The organism is Phocaeicola faecicola, from assembly GCF_013618865.1.
GTDB classification, from domain to species: domain Bacteria; phylum Bacteroidota; class Bacteroidia; order Bacteroidales; family Bacteroidaceae; genus Phocaeicola; species Phocaeicola faecicola.
The window spans coordinates 125,241-143,092 of sequence record NZ_JABSOE010000002.1 but is presented as its reverse complement, the minus strand read 5'-3'; the positions used below and the strand labels follow the sequence as shown (position 1 = coordinate 143,092).

Genomic DNA, 17,852 nt, shown 5'->3' with positions numbered 1-17,852 from the left:
GATTATTCTGGTTCTTTATTCTGATTGCAGTTGCCATTTTCTGAAGGACTGGTTTCTGATTGGCCGGTATTGTCATTTGATGCTTCATCAGACGGCTGTGCCTTCTTTTTCTTCTTAGATTTGGGATTCAGATTTTCCGTCAGCTGTATGCCTTTGAGTTCTTTTTCCCTTATCGGTTGAAGTGTATCGAAGATACTCTGATAGACATTGTCAAAGACCGGTGTAACGATAACGGCCTGCATATCAAGTGCCGCCATAGTGCTGAACCGTTCCATATCCGCACGTTTGGGAATCTTCGCAGTGACATATCCATAGTTGGAGAAGGTATCCCTTGCATTGTCCCAGATAAGCAGTTCGGAACGCTTGCCGATTCTTCCGTCATTCAGATTGGGAATGATGAAGAGTCTGGCTTTCATCCTTTCACCGACAGCCTTTTTCAGCCGGTCAACAAACATGAGGAAACTGGCCGTGGACGGAACGGTTACTAGGTCATAATGAAATGGAACAATAATGATATCCGAGTTGACGAACATGGGTATTAACCCTTCTGCTTTCAGACTGCTCGGTGTGTCCATCAGAACAACGTCTATTTCTGGATCATTGTGAAGCTTTTCCATAAGGGAAGTCATCATCGCCTTGTCATTGGCTTCGTATGCCCATACCTCGTATGGCATTTCCTGCTCGCCGTATTTTCTGATGTCAGCCTTTCGGCACTTCATAATGGAGTGCTGGAAGTCGCAGTCTATGACCACAACTCTCACACCCTTTGTCACTAGATAGTTAGCAAAGGTTACACAAAGGGTAGTTTTTCCTACACCTCCCTTCTGATTGGCAAATGTCACTATAACCGGAGTCTGTATCATTTCAAGTGTTGATTTATTTTGAGATAAATGTATAAACCAAAGTCAACAGATAAGAAATGTACAACACAATTGTGAATCTGGTTGGATAAACTAAAGTACAGCGTATAGTAAGTATGTAGGAATTATGGTTACTTCAACAAAAAAGGTTACAGCAAAGAGTCCTTCTTAGCTGCAACCTTTTGAGATTATAAAAAACACTCGTCTTTATAACTTTTACAAATACATCAGTTTTATTATGATAATAAATCCAATAGCTATCTTTATTCATAAGATTCAAGATTCTGTTTGAATCTTGTTTTTAATGATTCTTCTGATTTCAACATTTCAGAAACAAAAGACTTATAGTTGTCTGTTATCCTAGATATTGGATATATATATGTTTGAAGTTCTGCACTTTCATCATAACCATATCCCAATAAATGGAAAGTTTCCTTTTGATACTCCTTATCACCAGGTTGTATAAAAATTCCCCGTTTCCCTTTCATCTGATACATATAAGTTATCATTTGATGAATATCATCCCGATTTGTATCTTTTTTATATTTTGCATCAACAATGAGACGATCATATTCCCTATAATAATCAGGATATCTGGGGAGGCGATTATATTCTGCCAGGTAAATACATCCCAGACCTTTTCTGTTATTTGGATGTTGGAATCCCTGTTTTGTTAATATAGTAGCAAGATATTCTTCCCATAAATATGAAACATCGAATAAAATGCCATGTATTTTATTTTTCATCTCTCCATATTTAATCTTTTCATGTCGTAATATCCGTAGGCAAAGTTTCTGTAGAGGTGTATAGCGAGAATAATATGGATGGTTAATTACCTTCAAATTACTTTTAACTATACTTTCTCTTTCTTGTCTGCAGTAATTGGGTGTTGCAGATATAATCTGAGTAACACTTGTACGTGTCTCGCTATCATTTTCCAGCAATGTTCTACCAAATCTACTCTTACTGATATAATCAATAGTATGTCGTATCAATTCAGTAACATGATTATCATGGCTGAATTCACGTGTTCGATAAGCAACACGTCCGTTGAAAGGCATGTTTGACCTTAAATGTCTGTTGATGTCTATTGTACCTCGTACATTGGCATCATTATATTCATTCCGCTTGTATTCCTTGTATAAACCTTGTGATAATGCTTCATTTAGAAACTTTGGAAACATATATAAAAGGAAATTGAATAGTTGTTCATCACTCGTACCATGCGATAGATTCAACACATTAATACAAAAAACCTTGCTAAGCATATAATGTAAGAAGAAATCTTCTTTTGAATCTTGGGAGAAACGGGAATGTATGGAAAGAGATAATCCATTAAACCCTATAAAACCTGCCATATTCCCTGTTTCAAGCATAACTTTAGTACATTTTTTCTCCTTCCAATGAGTCTGTAGCAACAATAGAGGCTGTTTACCTGTCTCATCCTCACATTGATAAAATGAATGTGGATATATTAGCAGGTCATTGTCTTTATCATCTAACAGTTCTGAAACGTTTCTGTTGGCAATATTCTGTAATGACAGATATTTTTCAAGGTTATCAGAAGTCGATGAATATTTTGTATTATCCCTCAATATCAGCATCTAGATCTCCTTTAAAATACATATTCTCCAATTTTTTCATACTCTCCATAGCATTCGGCATACCTCTTAAATATTCTGAAAGGACCCCTTTTAAGTGATTCTCCCAAAGATGTATGTAGGCAGCTTTCTTGTTGGTGTGATCTTCGTTCAGATAAAGCTGTAGTTTACTAAAATAAGAACCACCAATATGATATGCAGCATTTAGCCCTTCAATACCTGTACTGGTAGTTTCATCCCATATAGTATTATTCAGACGTTTCATTATTTCAATAACTTCATCTTTCATTTCTTGAAGATTGTCCAACATTCCAGTGTTTTCTTCAGCTTTTATTTCTTGCCAGGCAAAACGTCGGCGCATGGCAAAATCCATACTTTCAACACTACGGTCTATATCATTCATTGTTCCTATGATATAGACATTTTCAGGCACATAGAAACCTTCATAAAATGGATCAGATTTGTCGGTTATCATATTCTGATATTGAGTTTTTACCTTTCCTCTTATACCACGATAGCCGGGATCTATGCTAAAAAATAATTCACCAAATATCTTTGAAATTTCTCCACGATTAATTTCATCAATTATGAAAACATAAGATTTATTAATTGTTAAGCCTTGTGTCTTTTTATTAGACTCTAAAGTCATTCTATATACAACTTCTCGTAAAATAGCCCAATAATAAGTCGTATTAGCCCCTCCTATAATTTCTCTAATAGTTTCATTGATTCTATCCATATTATCAACTTCATCTATTGTTGGATATTTTGAATAAAGCTTTAACAGCCTATCTATAGTTACAACATTATCGGAACCATTTTCCTCATTTGTTCGGCGTTGCCATTTTATGGAATTGTTAGAAGTAATGCTTAGGTCAGTACTTTGTATTCCTGTTTTTAATTTTATCGTTTTAACTACTCCATTTTGAATATCATTTATCAAATTGTTGTAGCATTGCTTAAACAGATCATAATTACACTCTGAATCCTCATTCTTAGAATTTCTACAAGTTAAATCTAAAAGACCTTGTACGATTCCTCTATAATAAGAATAATCCAAAGTATTACCTATAATGTTTACAAATTGATCATTTCCTTCCTGTTGGATATTATATTGCTTTTTAGAAACATAATAAGTGTATATTTTTTGTAAATAGTCAATTTGAGCATTCTGAAACTTATTGGTTTTATAGAATCGAATTATTTCACGATATTTGTCAGAACCAGATTGTTCTTTGATTTCAACCTGTAAAACCTTTTTATTATTTCTAAAGTCGGAATATAAAACAATATTGTTATGTTTTATATTTTCAATTAGAATGTTATATGCTTCATCAAATGATTTAGCTATTTTATTATCATCACTTAAAATGCTCTGTTTTTGGGTATATTGAATTGCTCGTTTACAAAACTCTTTGAATACACCATTAACTCGCTTAAACCCAATATTTCCATTATTGTCAGGTGGTAGTGGTCGTAATCCTTCAACAAAATCAGTATAATCATAAGATGGATGAAATTGAACAAAGTCATATTCTGCATCCATTGTGTTTGCTATTGCTTTTGCTAAATGTGTTTTTCCTGTACCTGGTGCACCAGTAAGAATAATATTCTTATTTGCTTCTAAGATTTTTATATACTTTTCTAATTTGCTATTTTGTTCCATATCAGTTTCTGTATTTTTTAATAAATAATTTGAGATATACTGTGGAATTTCTTCTTTTAAATTAAGAGTTCCGTAAGGTTGCCACATCTTTTCAGGAGATAGGATATGTAGTTCTTTAGCAGGTATATATCCATTGTCTTTAAAACATATCCATGCCACATCAATATAATGGGAATAATAAGAATCATTACCGTCTTCATCTATTCCAGCATAATGAATATCCTTATAAAACTTATATTGAGATAAGGCAATCCCAATACCCCATAGACCAAAATTATTATTTGTACAGCAAACAATATCTCCTTCTTTTATATCCTTTATATTTTTAAAAGGTTCTATGGCTGTATGGTCATCAGTATAATCGTTTATTATCTCCTCAATGGAATAATTAGTATAATCAGTATGTTTCCATCCTATAGCCATTATGTTTTTAGAAAGAAAACTTTTCCATGCATTTTCTTTTTGTCCTTTACAATGAGTTGGACAAATGAAATAGCATTTTCTTGGCTTCTTCAAATCACTAATTTCATAATTATAAGGAATTAAGAATTTAGCGGTATCTTTCTCTATTCCTAAGGTTATCATGAAGTGCTCAAATTGTTGAGTAAGAAAAACATCAGATGCTTCCTTATATAATTTTAGCTCATGAAATTTACTGTTCGTTTGTGTTCCATCTCCATGATTTAATTTGTGCTTCTCTATCGTATTGTCTTTGTAACCAACAAAACGACTTGGAGCAAAAAATAAGGTGTTACCAAATACTTCAACGATATACCATTTACCTTGCTTAAATCGTTGTAAAGCCCATTCTTTATTGTCGACTATCGAACTTTTTGCATAAGAGTAAAGTGTATATATATTTTTAATAACGTCAATTCTGTTCTCTATAAAATCGGTTCTATCCATGCAAATCTTAGCTTAATATTTAATCTCTCACAAAGATACTAAAAACCTTAATTATTAAACAGATATAGAATGTTATAATATTCGTTCTTTTAGATTAATCCAATAATTATAAGCTATATATTTCCTTATCTAAACAATTTGTATGGAATAGTAAAATGCACATTTAAACTTATCTTTTAATTGAACGTTCATCATCAACATTATCATAGTTACCTTTTTGACCAACTTCCCACTCACGTTTCTCGCTATGACTGCCACCACCTGCATCACGCAGCTTGGCTTTGCCTGAGAAGTGTGAAGTATGCTTTGTTGATTGCTGGTGTTTATGCCGTTCAATTTGCTTCATTGGCTGTTTCTTTAACCGTTGAAGATTGAAGTTTTCCTCAGTAAGATTTATAATAATATGCTGTTTGAAATTGATGGCGTAAGTTGCATCCTCTTCCTGACGGATGGTGAAGCCCTCTTCATGTATTCGGCTTCTGACAGAGGAAACATTTTCATCATTGAATATCTCACGCAGACGGTTTACAGCATCTGTGTAGTAGTGTGTTCTTTCCGGAGATATATCTACCAGATCTTTCCGGGGAACCTTAAAAATTTTACAAAGCAAATCCCGTTCAGCCTCAGTAACCGGATTGAACATTTCTACCATAGCTATACGGTTATTACGGTCAATTGCTTCTGCCATAAAAGGTTTTAACGGACGGCTTTGGCCATCAAAATAGATGATGCCTTTCTTGATATAGGCACGCTGCTTCCTGATTTTATGGTATATTTCACTCTGGGTAATATTCGGATTTAGTGTAAGTAACCGGTCAATATAGTCCTCAATCCGCTTGAACCGCTCTTCAGGAGTAGCGAAGTCCAGAAGTTCCTCTACAGCCAGCACCCTTGCACCATTAATGATGGTATTGTTTGCATGATCAACGAGCATATACCCATATGGTGCATCCTTCTTGCCGAAGAACACAATGTCAATACCGAACTTCGTTTTCAGTTCCTTCTGCAGTTCCTCCTTGTTGGAACTTACGTCACGGTATTTCTTTAATATACTTCTGAGCTGACGGCAACGTGTCCTTTCCCGATAACCGCTCTTGAAAAGACTTTCTATTTCTGAAGAAGGGATTTCCTTCTGAACCTTTCCACCATGCTTGACGAGTACATTCCCATCTTTCTGATAGACTTCATATCCCATGGAAACCATAATTGCCTTGAACTGGGCAAATGAAGAGAACGTGTATAGCTTGGCCAAATTAATGTCATCTTCCGTTTTCTTCTTCCTATCGTTACCAAGAATACGGTCTATTACCTCCTGAGAATGTCTGCGTTCATGGCTGTGCTGAATCTTTCTTCCATTAGGTGCCACTCTCGAAGTGATGATATGAAGATGGGTATTCTCCGTGTCATAATGAGAATAAACAAGCAACGGCTGACCGGATTCTCCGTATCCCATTTCCTTGAGATACTGGTGTGCAAAATCCAGCAACTCATCTTCCGACATTTCGTGTCCCTTGCATGATATGGCCACATGAAACTGTGGTTTCCTGATTCTGCTGTTCTGTGAACTGTACTTCTGGAGATAACCGACCAGTTCACTTGGGGTAGGTTTGTGAAATGTTCCGAGTGAACCGAAATTCTGAATCTCGATAAGCCGTGCAACACCTTTCGAGACTTTATGTTCATTGTAACCGACTGAATGGAAGTTAGTGCTTCCCGGTAATATGGTTGCTATCATATTGAATTCTAATTATCATGGTTTAAGTGACTGAGTAACCGAAATAATTCAAGTTCATTAATCTACGGTTACACAATAATAATATCAGAAATGATTGAATACCGTGTAACTAATAACTCAGATTCTGACAGCTTTCTGTGTCAGAGAATCAAGGTCTTTCTTTATTCGGTTCAATGTTTCCTGAGTTTCAAGAATAACAGGTAACAGAACTTCCTGAATATAGCTGGGTGCGAGTAACCCGGCTACCGCAAGCTCATTGGCACGTTTAACTAACTGATTAAGGTTTCCTCCTGCCCAGGAAAGTTCATTCTGATATTTCCGGTAAAACAAACCCATTTCATTCATCAGTTCGAGCTGCCTTTTGGTTCCGATATCTGAATACTCTGCCAGTGCAGAGCGTATATAATGGCTCACGGATGAATAGGAGGCAGATTTCTCCTTAAACTGTTGTACTTCTTCCGGTGTCATTCTGACCTTGATGTACTTGGTTCTCTGATTCTTCATACTTGGATACATTGGTGGTTAGTTTTCCCGGACCATCTTTCGCCATGCGAAACAGCGGCCAGCCGCTCCAATGCCCCAGCATTCGGCAAGTTACTTTTGTGAGTACGAAACGGAGTTTTGTGGCCACAAAAGTACAACTTGCTTGGAAAACTCTGCACGTCAGAGCGAAGCCTTCCGGGAATGATTATTACACCCAAATTTACCGGAGATTGCCGTTGCAAACCGAAATCTGCAACACAATTCTTTGGAGGCATATTCTGGCTTACCGTGTGCTGTAGCATCCGGTTGTCTTGGAATATCCATATTGCGGAATATTGTTGTATAGAGTCCTAGAACTTATCAAGCCAATATCAGTGTGTTCTGAAATAGATGCTACAAGCATTATTCAATCATAGAACCATACAAATCGCAGTAATCAGTAATCAATGCTTCGTTATTTATGGTTGGATAAACCAAAGTTTCAAAAACACTGAAGATGTAGTTATATGGGATAGATGGCTATTGTTCTCATAAAAACTATATCCAATATAATATGTAGTTCCGATACCATGATAGTATGGTAAAAGTAACCTGATTGTCTCAGTACCTGGAATTCCAATAAAAGGGAAAATGAAATCTTGTAGCTGATTCAGCTGATGAAATGGCTATCGGGAAACCTTATTTTATCTGAACTATATTGCAAAAATATTCAGATGGAATAACCCTGTATTCAGAGTCTGGAGACACCTTATCACCATAGTGATATAACACTGATAATCAGTAGAAAATCTACTCGAATAACAAGAAAATAGTGTTGCGTAAATTTCTGTATCTCATTGATTTTTAGTATATTTATATAATTAATAAGCTCTTATATTCATTAAATACTACACATTATGTTTGAATTGCTGTTGATTATATATCTGTTGCCGGTACTTATTATCGGTATGTTGCTCCTGAAGCTGGTATTCTGGCTTTTGAAGATTGCCATACGTCTGGCAGTCTGGTTGGTAAAAAAGGCTTTCATCCTTATATGGAAGCTTATCGTACTTGTCTTTGCCATACTTATAGGCTGTGATGTCATGCCCTGGAATCAACCGGACAAATAGAAAGGAACCGCACCAATATGAGAAATGGTACGGTTCTGATAAAGATAAGTAGAATCCTCCCTTTGCGTTAATGGTTTGTTCAGGTTTGTCGATTACATGAATCCTTTCCCTTTGCTTCTTTCATATACAACTTCCTTCTTGGAATCACAGTTCATAAGACGGAACTGAACCATACATCCGGTAGGAATATCCTTCGGCAACAGTTCAACCAATCTGTCGATAACCTGGTCCACATTACTGAAACCAATGTCTGTTATTTCACCGATAACATCACCTTTGAAATACGCACGTCCATAGATCATCATCTTCTTGGTGATACGGAACATCTTATCTGCCGGTGTCTCGAAGTCACGTGCCTTGCCTTGCTTGCTCTTCTTGCTGCTGAAGAAAATGAAGTCAATCACTTTTGCATTGAGTTCCCAGGCTGGAGTAAAATCTATCTTGACATAGCCTCTTGTTATATTTAGTCCATGACTGTGGTTCATACCGAAGGCAACTTCATACAGATTGGCATCACAGTCATTTTGGGCAATTGTAGCCCATGTATGACGGAAAGTATAATAACAGTAATAATCCTCCTTTTTCATTCCCATATCAGCACATATCTTTCTGATTCCAATATTTACGTTGGCATTGAAACTGTCCGGGTTGCTGTAACGCTTATGGAACTTGAAAAGATATTCGTCATTTTCGTCTGAAAGATACTTGTCAAATGTGGCCTGAATGAACGGTTCCACACGCATTTCAATATAGGCTTCGTCTTTCCGGCTGTGCTTTGTCTTAGCTCTTTTATATCCGATAATACCATCCTTATAGTTTTCTTTTTTAAGCTCAAAAATATCTACGGTGTTTATTCCGCCCAGACACAAGGATAGGAGTGCCACGTCTCTGCCCAGTTCCGGAAGAGAGGAAATCATTTTGGTTTCCGGTAGGGGACGATTGAAAAACTCCCTACATGCCTCTGCACTGATGGCTCTTTGAACCGTACTGTCAGATTTTGGAATGGATACTTTTAACCAAGGATTGTATTTGATTCGCACGATACCACGTTCTTCATCGTTCAGCTCTATAAGTGCCCTTTTGAATATCTGTCTTAAACAAGTCGGGTACATTTCTTTCGCCCTGTTCGTTAACGAAAGGCTATTAATCCATCTTGTCAAAACAGAAGATGACAAGTGGGTAAACATAACTCTTGTTGTTCCCAAATATCTTTCAAGGTGGTTTACAGCTAAACGATAGTTCTTAGCATTACGTTCATGTCCTTCAGAGGCCATACGGTTAATGAACTTTGTTGCATAGTCACTAAAACATATTTCTTCATCTGAATGAATAAGAAATTCAATTAGTTCAGCAACAGAATAATTTGAGACATCCTTACGGTTTATCATATCGCTATAACGTAGGATTTCTCGTGAACAATATTCATTGACCACAATATCCTTGATTTCTCCATTCTTGGTAATTTGCTTATCCGTAATGAGTTTATCGGTTTTAATATAGCCCATTCTTGAACGGTGGACAACACGAATATACACTGGATAAAATCCGTCAGCTCTCTTTTTTCTTACGACTACTTTAAATGTTGCCATATCAGATTGATTTATAAGTTTTTAAATGGTGTATGCGTTGGTGTATGCGCCACTGTTCAAAAGTGTATGCATGGTGTATGCAAGTACCGTTAATTTGGCTCATTTTTTGCGGACAAATGCACGAACCACCTAAAAACAACTTAGGCTGTAACACCTGATAAACAGTTCGTTACAGCCTAAATCAAATATTATCCTATATTGCTTATGCTTCCTCAATAGCAGCCTGCGCCACTTTAATATTATATTGACAATCAGTTATCTAAATGCTTGGGGAAAACAAATGGAAAACGCTTGTCTTACCTATATAAATTAAAGAAGCTGATTTCTTAGAGATTTTCCTCTACTGCAGCTTGTGCCTCTTTAATACTACATTGATTTTCTTTTATTTACAGATAGAGAGTAAACAATTAGAAAACAATCTGTTAGTATCAAAACTTTCTCTTCTAAGAATCAAGCTATGGCTACTATATTATTTTTATAAATGGTGAACACCGTTAATGGTAAAGTTTTATTCTACTACCTACATGCAAATGGCCATTACCATTCTTTTAAAATTACATGTCTTTTCTCCTTTCTTTTAATAGTTCAATAATTATATCTTTATCCTTCAGGTTTGAATCAAGACGTAAAATCTGTGAGTTCAGACTTTCTATCTGCTCTTTCAGAAGCTTGATTGTTTCCCTCAGGTTCTCTGTTTCTTTCTTTTCGCTGGATAACTGCACGGCCAGTTCTGCATCACCTATCAGATTATTTGCATTACCGTCCAATGCAACGGCTGCAAGGTGTGCCGATATATGATGCTGTCTCGGACAGAAAAGGGAAAAGAAATTGAAGTCCAATGCTTCGCTGACTTTAATAAGCCTGCTCGTTTCCATTGTCTCCCTTTCCAGTATGCGGTTTATGTGCTGCTGCGGTACACCTATTTTGCGCCCAAGCTCAGATTTACTCAATCCAAGCTCGTTGCGTCTTTTGTCGATAGCCTGACCTACATGCACGTGTTTTATGTCATTATCCATGCGATTCCTTCAATAAATACATCTTAAACAATAAATCATCAAACAAATATTTGGTTATGTAAACCATTTTATGTTACTTTGCGGTGTAACATATTCATTTGGTGAATACAAAGTTAAACATTAAATATTAAACATCCAACAATTATGTCTGAAAACTTAGAAAAAATCCGTCCTGCACTTGTTGCCCTTGAAGTAGGTGAATCCGTTTCATTCCCCATTTCACGTTTGAAAAGCGTCCGTACTCAGGCCTCAGAGCTTGGTGCCATCTACAACCGTCAGTTCAAGACCAGGACTGACAGGGAAAACCATACCATTACGGTCAAACGAACAGTATAGAAAACCAAATCAGGTTTAGTATGAAGATATTACAGTTTCTGGACCATCTTATACCATACGAAACATTCCTGAATGACCTCTCCTCCAGAATTGTCAGGCAATTGAAAGCCGACAAGGATGATCCTGAATTCATCAGCCAGAGGAAGGCATACGAGCTGTTTGGCCGCAGGAATGTAGAAAGGTGGAAACGTCAGGGAAAGGTGGTTTCCTATAAAAGGCCGGGTAAGGTGGAATACCGCACAGCAGACCTCAGGCTTCTACAGCGTACCACCCAGGATTATTTTGATGAGAGTCAGCCAAAACAGGCCGAAAGATCAGTCAAGAAAGATAAATGATAAACATATTATGGCTAATATTTTAATAGTGGTAAACTATATATGTTTAATTTAGCCGTGATACTCTATGAAATATAAAGAAAGCAATTATAGTAGGTACAGGAATGTGCGTCAGTAACCTTTGTTCACCAGCTTATAGTTTTGCCACATAACGATAAAGCCGGACAGGTCTTTTGTATCGCACATTCATAATGATTTTATAATAATGAAAGAAATCAGACCAGCGTGCGATCCAAACGGTGTCTATTCAGTCAAGCGCACCTGTGCTGAACTCGGTATCAGCAACAAGACACTCAAAAAATACAGAGATAACGGATATATCCAACCGCTCAATCCTAATAATATCAGCCGTCCGAAATACTCCGGCCAGTCAATAATCGATTGTTGGAACCTGCTCAGTACGTTATGATAAGCGAAACAACCATACGGAAAGTAAGGGAACTTGCCATTGAAGACGTACTCAGTCCTTATGTCAGGCTGTCCAGAAAAGGCTCAACCCTGATGGGACTTTGTCCTTTTCATACAGAGAAGACCGGTTCCTTTGCCGTTATTCCCAGCAAAAATCTCTTCCACTGTTTCAGCTGTAACCGTGGTGGTGATTCCATTACGTTTATAATGGAAAAGGAAAACCTTTCCTTCAGTGCCGCCGTGGAATTTATTGCCAGAAACCATAATATTCCGGTAGAATACATCAGTGAAGAGCGCAGTGAGGAACAGCTGGCCGAAGCCAGGCACCGGGAATCACTTCTGACAGTTCTCGATACAGTCCAGAGCTTCTTCCTTCAATGCCTCAGAGCAACAGACAAGGAAGAAAGCCTTGATGCCAGGGCCTACGCATACGGCCGGTGGCATGAGGAGTTCTGTGCCTTTGCCGGAATAGGCTATGCACCGAAGGACGGACAGGCCTTTATGGATTTCTGCAGAAGCAAGGCTCTGAACGAAGAACTGCTGTACGAACTCGGCATGTTCAAGCGTGGCGAGGACGGCAACACATACGCCATGTTCCGACAGCGTATCATGATTCCCGTGAGAAACAGATGGGGGCGCATCATTGCCTATACGGCCAGATACATCGGAGAAAACAGGAAAGTTCCCAAGTATATCAACTCGGCAACAAGCATGATTTACTCCAAGGGAGAAACAGTATTCGGTATTGACCGTGCCGTCAGATTGCGTGATGCCGACTATTATATCATTGTGGAAGGTGCTCCTGATGTCCTGAGAATGCAGTCGATTGGATACGACAATACAGTAGCGTCACTTGGAACAGCCTGGAGTGAAAGCCAGTTTGAACAGCTGAAGAAATATGTATCCTCACTCTGTTTCATTCCTGATTCAGATATTGCGGAAGGCAAGCCATACGGACCGGGATTTGAGGCGGTGATGACCAACGGGGCTGCAGCCATAAGAAAAGGATTCCATGTAACAGTCAGGGAACTTCCTTTTGCAGAAATACCATCCGAGACAGAAGGAGAAGTACAATATGCAAAGAATGATGCCGACAGCTATATCCGCAGCAGGGAGGATTATACTTCACTTCCTGAAAAGCATTTTATCATCTGGTTGGCACAGAAACGTTTTCTGGTAGCCGGTTCCATGGTAGAGGAAAGAAAGTGTGTTGCGGAAATCGCTGACCTGTTGCGCTATATAAAAGACCAACTTGTGTATGACCAGTGCATAGAACAGCTCTCCAGACTGCACGGGAAGGTAAAGCTATGGCGTGATGCCGTTACCCAGGCACGTGGCGAAGCCAGGAAAAGGAACGACAAACCTGCGGGCATGAACGAGATGCAGCGTGAAGCGGAGCTGCTACGCCAGTTCGGTCTGTTCGTCAGGGAAAACTGTTACTACTCCATCGGTGAAGATGATGATGAACCGTCAAGAATCTCCAACTTCATAATGGAACCGCTGTTCCATATCGAAGATGAGATAAACGGAACCAGAATCTTCCGTATGAGGAATATGTACAATGTATGCAGGGTCATAGAACTGAAGGAGTCAGAATTATGCTCACTGAGCAACTTTCAGCAGAAGGTCGGCTCACTGGGCAATTATGTATGGCTGGCCAAGATAGACAAACTCAACCGTGTAAAGGAATACCTGTACTCAAAGACCGATACGGCAGAACGTATCAGAAAGCTCGGCTGGAATGCGGCTGAAGGATTCTTTGCTTTTGGAAACGGAATATTTTTTGCAGGCACATTCAATGCCGTTGATGATTTGGGTATTGTCCGTGGAATCAACGGCAAGGCCTTCTATATACCGGCTACTTCAAAAATCTATCTAAACAATCCGGAGATATTCCAGTTTGAAAGACTCATGGTGCATGAGAACCGTAACGGGATAAAACTGTATGATTACGTAAAAAGACTTATGGAAGTGTTCGGTGAGAATGCAAGCATAGCCTTCTGTTACCTTCTTGCCACCCTCTTCCGTGACATCATATTCAGACGCACCCGTCACTTTCCCATCCTGAACCTTTTCGGTGAGAAAGGAACCGGTAAGACAACACTGGCTACTTCCCTCCAGTCCTTCTTTCTGCACGGAGTTGATCCGCCCAACCTCGGTGTAACTTCAGTACCGGCCATGAACGACCGTGTATCACAGGCAGTCAATACACTTGCCGTGCTTGACGAATACAAGAATGACCTCGACATACGAAAAATAGCTTACTTGAAAGGACTTTGGGGCGGTGGTGGTCAGACCAAGAAGAATACAAACACAGACGGTATGGCAGCCCAGACCATTGTCACAACAGGGGTTGCCCTTTGCGGCCAGGACAAGCCGACACAGGATATGGCACTCTACACCCGTGTCATCTTCCTTGCCTTTTCAAAGACATCATTCAACCAGAACGAGAAAAGAGCCTATGAAGACCTTGTATCAGTCTGCAACATGGGACTTACCCACCTCACCCTGGAGATTCTGGGACACCGGGAACTGTTTGAGAAGAACTTTCCGGAAATATATTCCATTACCAAGCGTGAGCTGGCTGCGAAACTGGAGAATGAAACCATCCATGACCGTATATTCGGAAACTGGGTTATTCCATTGGCCACCTTCAGGACACTGGAGACAGTCATTGACGTGCCTTTCAGTTATGCGGAGCTTTTTGAAACAGCAGTCAAAGGAATACGCAACCAGAATGAACTGGCTCAGGAAAGTTCGGAAATAGCGGACTTCTGGAGTATGCTTCAGGGATTCCAGACTTCAGGGAAATGTATCGAGAAGGCACATTACCGTATAAGGTATATGAAATCCTTCCGTCCGTTGTCTGTCAAGGAAGATATAGAATTTAAGGAGGCACGTCCGATTCTCTATCTGAACACAGCAGCCGTAGCATCACTGTTCAACAGCCGGAATGCAGGTTCCACCTCCAACCGCTCGAACTGGTCCACCATCATGTCGTACCTGAAATCCCATGCTTCATATTTGGGCCTGAAACAGGACAGATTCACCATACTTCTGCCAAGCGGACTTCCTGACTATACCATCGACATTGTGAATGGAGAGCAGGTTAAGAAGGTAAAGGTAAACCGACCGAAGGCATTGTGCTTTGATTATCTCCAGCTGAAAGAGACTTTCGGACTGGATCTTGAAACTGAGGTTGTAGCAGAAAACCAGGAGGAAATTCCAGCGGAAAGCAATGCTATAGACCTGCAACAGCTCAAACAGAATGAACTGCCTTTTGAATAAACTCATCTTAAAAGACTCAATGAAATCCATGGATAAGAATTTAAAACTGAAATTGCGAAGAAAAAGCGCGAAAAATGAAGAAAAAACTTTGAATAGAAAATTTAAAAGGTTATTTTTGTGGAAAAGATGCAAGAATATGATATTAAATTTAGAAATTAAGAATTACCGTTCATTTAAGGATGTATGTTTCTTTACGACAGAGCCGACCTCTTCAAAGGCTAAGGTTGATAATATATGTGAAGTTGAGACCAATGCGGAAGGATTAAAGAAGGCTTTGAAAATTTCTTTGATTTATGGAGCAAATGCTTCAGGTAAGACTAATATCATAAAGTTTTTATACAGGTTCAGACGATGGGTCCACAATCTTGACAACAGGGTTGGTGATGATATTCCATTGTATCAGCCGTTCAAATTTGACAATACTACGGCTGATGCACCAATAGGTTTTTCAATGGAGTTTATAACTCAGAAAATCAGATATAAATATGAAGTCAGTTTTACCAGATTGCAGATAGAGTCAGAGTCGCTGATTTATTATCCAAACGGTAAACAGACACAACTTTATGAACGCACTTTGCTTTCAGAAGATAAAGAATCAGATACTATTAAATTCGGATCAAGCCTTTCTTCTTCAAAGCCTTTCAATGTGTTCAAGAACCAGTTGCTGATTTCCAAGTTCCTGAAGGATACACCATGCGAACCGATAACAAATGCCGCAAAATATCTGGCAGATATGATTGTTTCCAACGGTTATCATGAAGATACCATGTTGGGTGAAGATAAGGAAATGGTCAGATGGCTTTATTCACGACCTGAAAACAAGAAACTGCTTGCTGAATTTCTGGCATTTGCGGATACCGGTATGACCGGTTTCCAGCTGGAAAAGCGCAGTGATGGCGTTGAAGTTACAAGCCTGCATGGTCTATATAATGATGGTGAGGATTTGGGCAAAACAGCAGATTTGCCTTTAAAAGAAGAATCTTTTGGTACAAGATCACTTTTCCTTATAGGCTGTTATATATTACAGGCACTGCAGAATGGAAGTCCGTTTTTTATAGATGAAATGGATTCCGGGCTACATTCCTACATAACACAGCTTATTGTGGACATTTTCAGAAATGAAAGAATAAACAGGAATAATGCCCAATTGATTTTTACAACCCATGATGTGAATCTGCTTGACCAGAATACTATCCGTAAAGACCAGGTATGGTTTACAGAAAAGAATGGGCAGGGAGTATCAGAGATATTCTCTCTTTCCGATTTTGAGGACGTAAGAGAGGATACATTGTTTGCCAAATGGTATTTGAATAATAAATTTGGAGGTGTTCCTTCATTAAAACCACTGGAGAAACTGTTTGTAGACTATGGCAAGAACGAGTGAAAATAAACGTCATAGTAAGTATGTCATAAGAATAGTGTGTGAAGGCGATAAGACCGAACCGTTATTCTTTACAGACTTGTGTGACCGGTTTTATGGTGACAGCAAGGATTTTGATGTACGTACAATTCCTCAGCCTAATATACCGGTTGAAGATGCTGAAGCGGATTCTTCCAGAGGAAGCTATAAAGGGAAGAAACGTAAAGTCAAGTCAGGTGGACAGAAAGATGTTGCTGAAGATGAAGTTATAACTGGTGTTCCACCATTAAAATGGGTGTTGTATGCAAGAAAAATCATGTCTGAAGGAGTGGATGAATCTTGGGCAGTATATGATAAGGACGAACATCCTAAACATGAGGAAGCCATGGCCGAAGCCAATAAGATAATAGACGGGAAAAAGGTAAATATTGCTTTTTCAAGTCGTAGTTTTGAATATTATTTGCTGCTTCATTTTGAGTACCTGTATTATGGTTTTGAAGCAACGGAATGTGGCGAGAGAATAAAAGGCAAAAAGCAGATATACGAATGTGGTACTGGTAAGAATCCTGATAAGGATTGTGACGGTAAGAAATGTATCAACGGATATGCGAGGAAACACGGATACTGGATGGAAAGCAAATCATCAGTTTCTACCTTTCCGCTGGTTAAGGACAAATTACTGAAAGGCATGATAAGTGCATGTCGGTTGAGAACGGAAAGTGACTCAAAAACCGATGAACCGATTTATAAACGCAATCCTTATACGAATGTAGATATTCTTGTTGGTAGACTGATAGGAAAAGAAACGGTAAGCTATGGTACTACATATACCTTCAGAGACCATGGCTCTGACTGGTCTGTAAAGCTTGACGAGAGAGGCTTAAACCTAACAAACAACAAGAATGGTTCTGAAATATTCCAAAGAGGGATGTTTATGATATATGATCGGGAGAAAAATACCAAAAAGGAATTGAATGAGAAGGTACTGCTGTTAGGGCCTGAGGAATCGAAATCATTACCTTGTACACTAACCTGTAATCAGGTAATATTAGTGAAAGCTAGTCTTAAAAAGGAATTACTGCTACTAACAGATGGTATATAATATAATAAATGTTTAATCTCCGAATATAAATATCAGATTAATACTTTCTTAGTAAAAA

14 protein-coding genes are annotated in these 17,852 nt (G+C 38.6%); 7 read left to right on the top strand and 7 right to left on the bottom strand.

Going from position 1 to position 17,852, the window contains the following annotated elements:
* Positions 1-2: 2 nt before the first annotated feature.
* From H3001_RS01110 to H3001_RS01090, 5 genes are all read right to left on the bottom strand, one after another.
* On the bottom strand, positions 3-863 hold the full coding sequence (locus H3001_RS01110) for a ParA family protein (protein WP_008157814.1): 861 nt from the start codon (positions 861-863) through the stop codon (positions 3-5).
* 260 nt (positions 864-1,123) lie between these two features.
* On the bottom strand, positions 1,124-2,464 hold the full coding sequence (locus H3001_RS01105; RefSeq protein ID WP_008157815.1) for an McrC family protein: 1,341 nt from the start codon (positions 2,462-2,464) through the stop codon (positions 1,124-1,126).
* Entirely contained in the window at positions 2,445-5,033 is a 2,589-nt protein-coding gene (locus H3001_RS01100; RefSeq protein ID WP_008157816.1) for an AAA family ATPase, read from the bottom strand. The genes H3001_RS01105 and H3001_RS01100 overlap by 20 nt, the downstream gene beginning before the upstream one ends.
* Positions 5,034-5,202: 169 nt before the next feature.
* Positions 5,203-6,768, bottom strand: a complete 1,566-nt coding sequence (locus H3001_RS01095) for a relaxase/mobilization nuclease domain-containing protein (protein ID WP_008157817.1) — start codon at positions 6,766-6,768, stop codon at positions 5,203-5,205.
* A 117-nt stretch (positions 6,769-6,885) separates the two neighbouring features.
* Positions 6,886-7,272: a plasmid mobilization protein gene (locus H3001_RS01090; protein WP_005815543.1), complete on the bottom strand. Its 387-nt coding sequence runs from the start codon at positions 7,270-7,272 to the stop codon at positions 6,886-6,888.
* A gap of 875 nt (positions 7,273-8,147) precedes the next feature.
* Here H3001_RS01090 and H3001_RS01085 point away from each other — a divergent pair.
* Positions 8,148-8,360: a hypothetical protein gene (locus H3001_RS01085; protein ID WP_008157819.1), complete on the top strand. Its 213-nt coding sequence runs from the start codon at positions 8,148-8,150 to the stop codon at positions 8,358-8,360.
* Between the two features lie 92 nt (positions 8,361-8,452).
* Here H3001_RS01085 and H3001_RS01080 read toward each other — a convergent pair whose 3' ends face one another.
* Entirely contained in the window at positions 8,453-9,949 is a 1,497-nt protein-coding gene (locus tag H3001_RS01080; protein WP_008157820.1) for a tyrosine-type recombinase/integrase, read from the bottom strand.
* Between the two features lie 554 nt (positions 9,950-10,503).
* Positions 10,504-10,965 (bottom strand): helix-turn-helix domain-containing protein, encoded by a 462-nt coding sequence (locus tag H3001_RS01075; RefSeq protein ID WP_118165883.1) that lies wholly within the window; start codon positions 10,963-10,965, stop codon positions 10,504-10,506.
* A 144-nt stretch (positions 10,966-11,109) separates the two neighbouring features.
* Between H3001_RS01075 and H3001_RS01070 the strand changes: the two genes are divergently transcribed.
* From H3001_RS01070 to H3001_RS01050, 6 genes are all read left to right on the top strand, one after another.
* A complete protein-coding gene (locus tag H3001_RS01070) occupies positions 11,110-11,301 on the top strand; it encodes a hypothetical protein (protein WP_007843190.1) in 192 nt (63 codons plus the stop codon).
* 20 nt (positions 11,302-11,321) lie between these two features.
* On the top strand, positions 11,322-11,636 hold the full coding sequence (locus H3001_RS01065; RefSeq protein ID WP_181213838.1) for a hypothetical protein: 315 nt from the start codon (positions 11,322-11,324) through the stop codon (positions 11,634-11,636).
* A 205-nt stretch (positions 11,637-11,841) separates the two neighbouring features.
* Complete coding sequence (locus H3001_RS19370; RefSeq protein ID WP_229103311.1) at positions 11,842-12,045, top strand: DNA-binding protein; 204 nt, start codon at positions 11,842-11,844, stop codon at positions 12,043-12,045.
* Positions 12,042-15,332 (top strand): DNA primase, encoded by a 3,291-nt coding sequence (locus tag H3001_RS01060; protein ID WP_181213837.1) that lies wholly within the window; start codon positions 12,042-12,044, stop codon positions 15,330-15,332. Before H3001_RS19370 ends, H3001_RS01060 begins: the two co-directional genes overlap by 4 nt.
* 28 nt (positions 15,333-15,360) lie before the next feature.
* Positions 15,361-16,716 carry an AAA family ATPase gene (locus H3001_RS01055; protein ID WP_246368302.1) on the top strand — a complete coding sequence of 452 codons (1,356 nt, stop codon included), beginning with the start codon at positions 15,361-15,363 and terminating at the stop codon, positions 16,714-16,716.
* Entirely contained in the window at positions 16,700-17,794 is a 1,095-nt protein-coding gene (locus H3001_RS01050) for an RloB family protein (protein WP_181213835.1), read from the top strand. The genes H3001_RS01055 and H3001_RS01050 overlap by 17 nt, the downstream gene beginning before the upstream one ends.
* Positions 17,795-17,852: the final 58 nt, after the last annotated feature.

Coding starts and splice junctions, on each gene's coding strand:
- H3001_RS01100 (WP_008157816.1), bottom strand. CDS start 5,033: ATGGATAGAACCGATTTTATAGAGAACAGAATTGACGTTATTAAAAAT.
- H3001_RS01085 (WP_008157819.1), top strand. CDS start 8,148: ATGTTTGAATTGCTGTTGATTATATATCTGTTGCCGGTACTTATTATC.
- H3001_RS19370 (WP_229103311.1), top strand. CDS start 11,842: ATGAAAGAAATCAGACCAGCGTGCGATCCAAACGGTGTCTATTCAGTC.
- H3001_RS01050 (WP_181213835.1), top strand. CDS start 16,700: ATGGCAAGAACGAGTGAAAATAAACGTCATAGTAAGTATGTCATAAGA.
- H3001_RS01090 (WP_005815543.1), bottom strand. CDS start 7,272: ATGAAGAATCAGAGAACCAAGTACATCAAGGTCAGAATGACACCGGAA.
- H3001_RS01095 (WP_008157817.1), bottom strand. CDS start 6,768: ATGATAGCAACCATATTACCGGGAAGCACTAACTTCCATTCAGTCGGT.
- H3001_RS01110 (WP_008157814.1), bottom strand. CDS start 863: ATGATACAGACTCCGGTTATAGTGACATTTGCCAATCAGAAGGGAGGT.
- H3001_RS01075 (WP_118165883.1), bottom strand. CDS start 10,965: ATGGATAATGACATAAAACACGTGCATGTAGGTCAGGCTATCGACAAA.
- H3001_RS01065 (WP_181213838.1), top strand. CDS start 11,322: ATGAAGATATTACAGTTTCTGGACCATCTTATACCATACGAAACATTC.
- H3001_RS01080 (WP_008157820.1), bottom strand. CDS start 9,949: ATGGCAACATTTAAAGTAGTCGTAAGAAAAAAGAGAGCTGACGGATTT.
- H3001_RS01060 (WP_181213837.1), top strand. CDS start 12,042: ATGATAAGCGAAACAACCATACGGAAAGTAAGGGAACTTGCCATTGAA.
- H3001_RS01070 (WP_007843190.1), top strand. CDS start 11,110: ATGTCTGAAAACTTAGAAAAAATCCGTCCTGCACTTGTTGCCCTTGAA.
- H3001_RS01105 (WP_008157815.1), bottom strand. CDS start 2,464: ATGCTGATATTGAGGGATAATACAAAATATTCATCGACTTCTGATAAC.
- H3001_RS01055 (WP_246368302.1), top strand. CDS start 15,361: ATGGATAAGAATTTAAAACTGAAATTGCGAAGAAAAAGCGCGAAAAAT.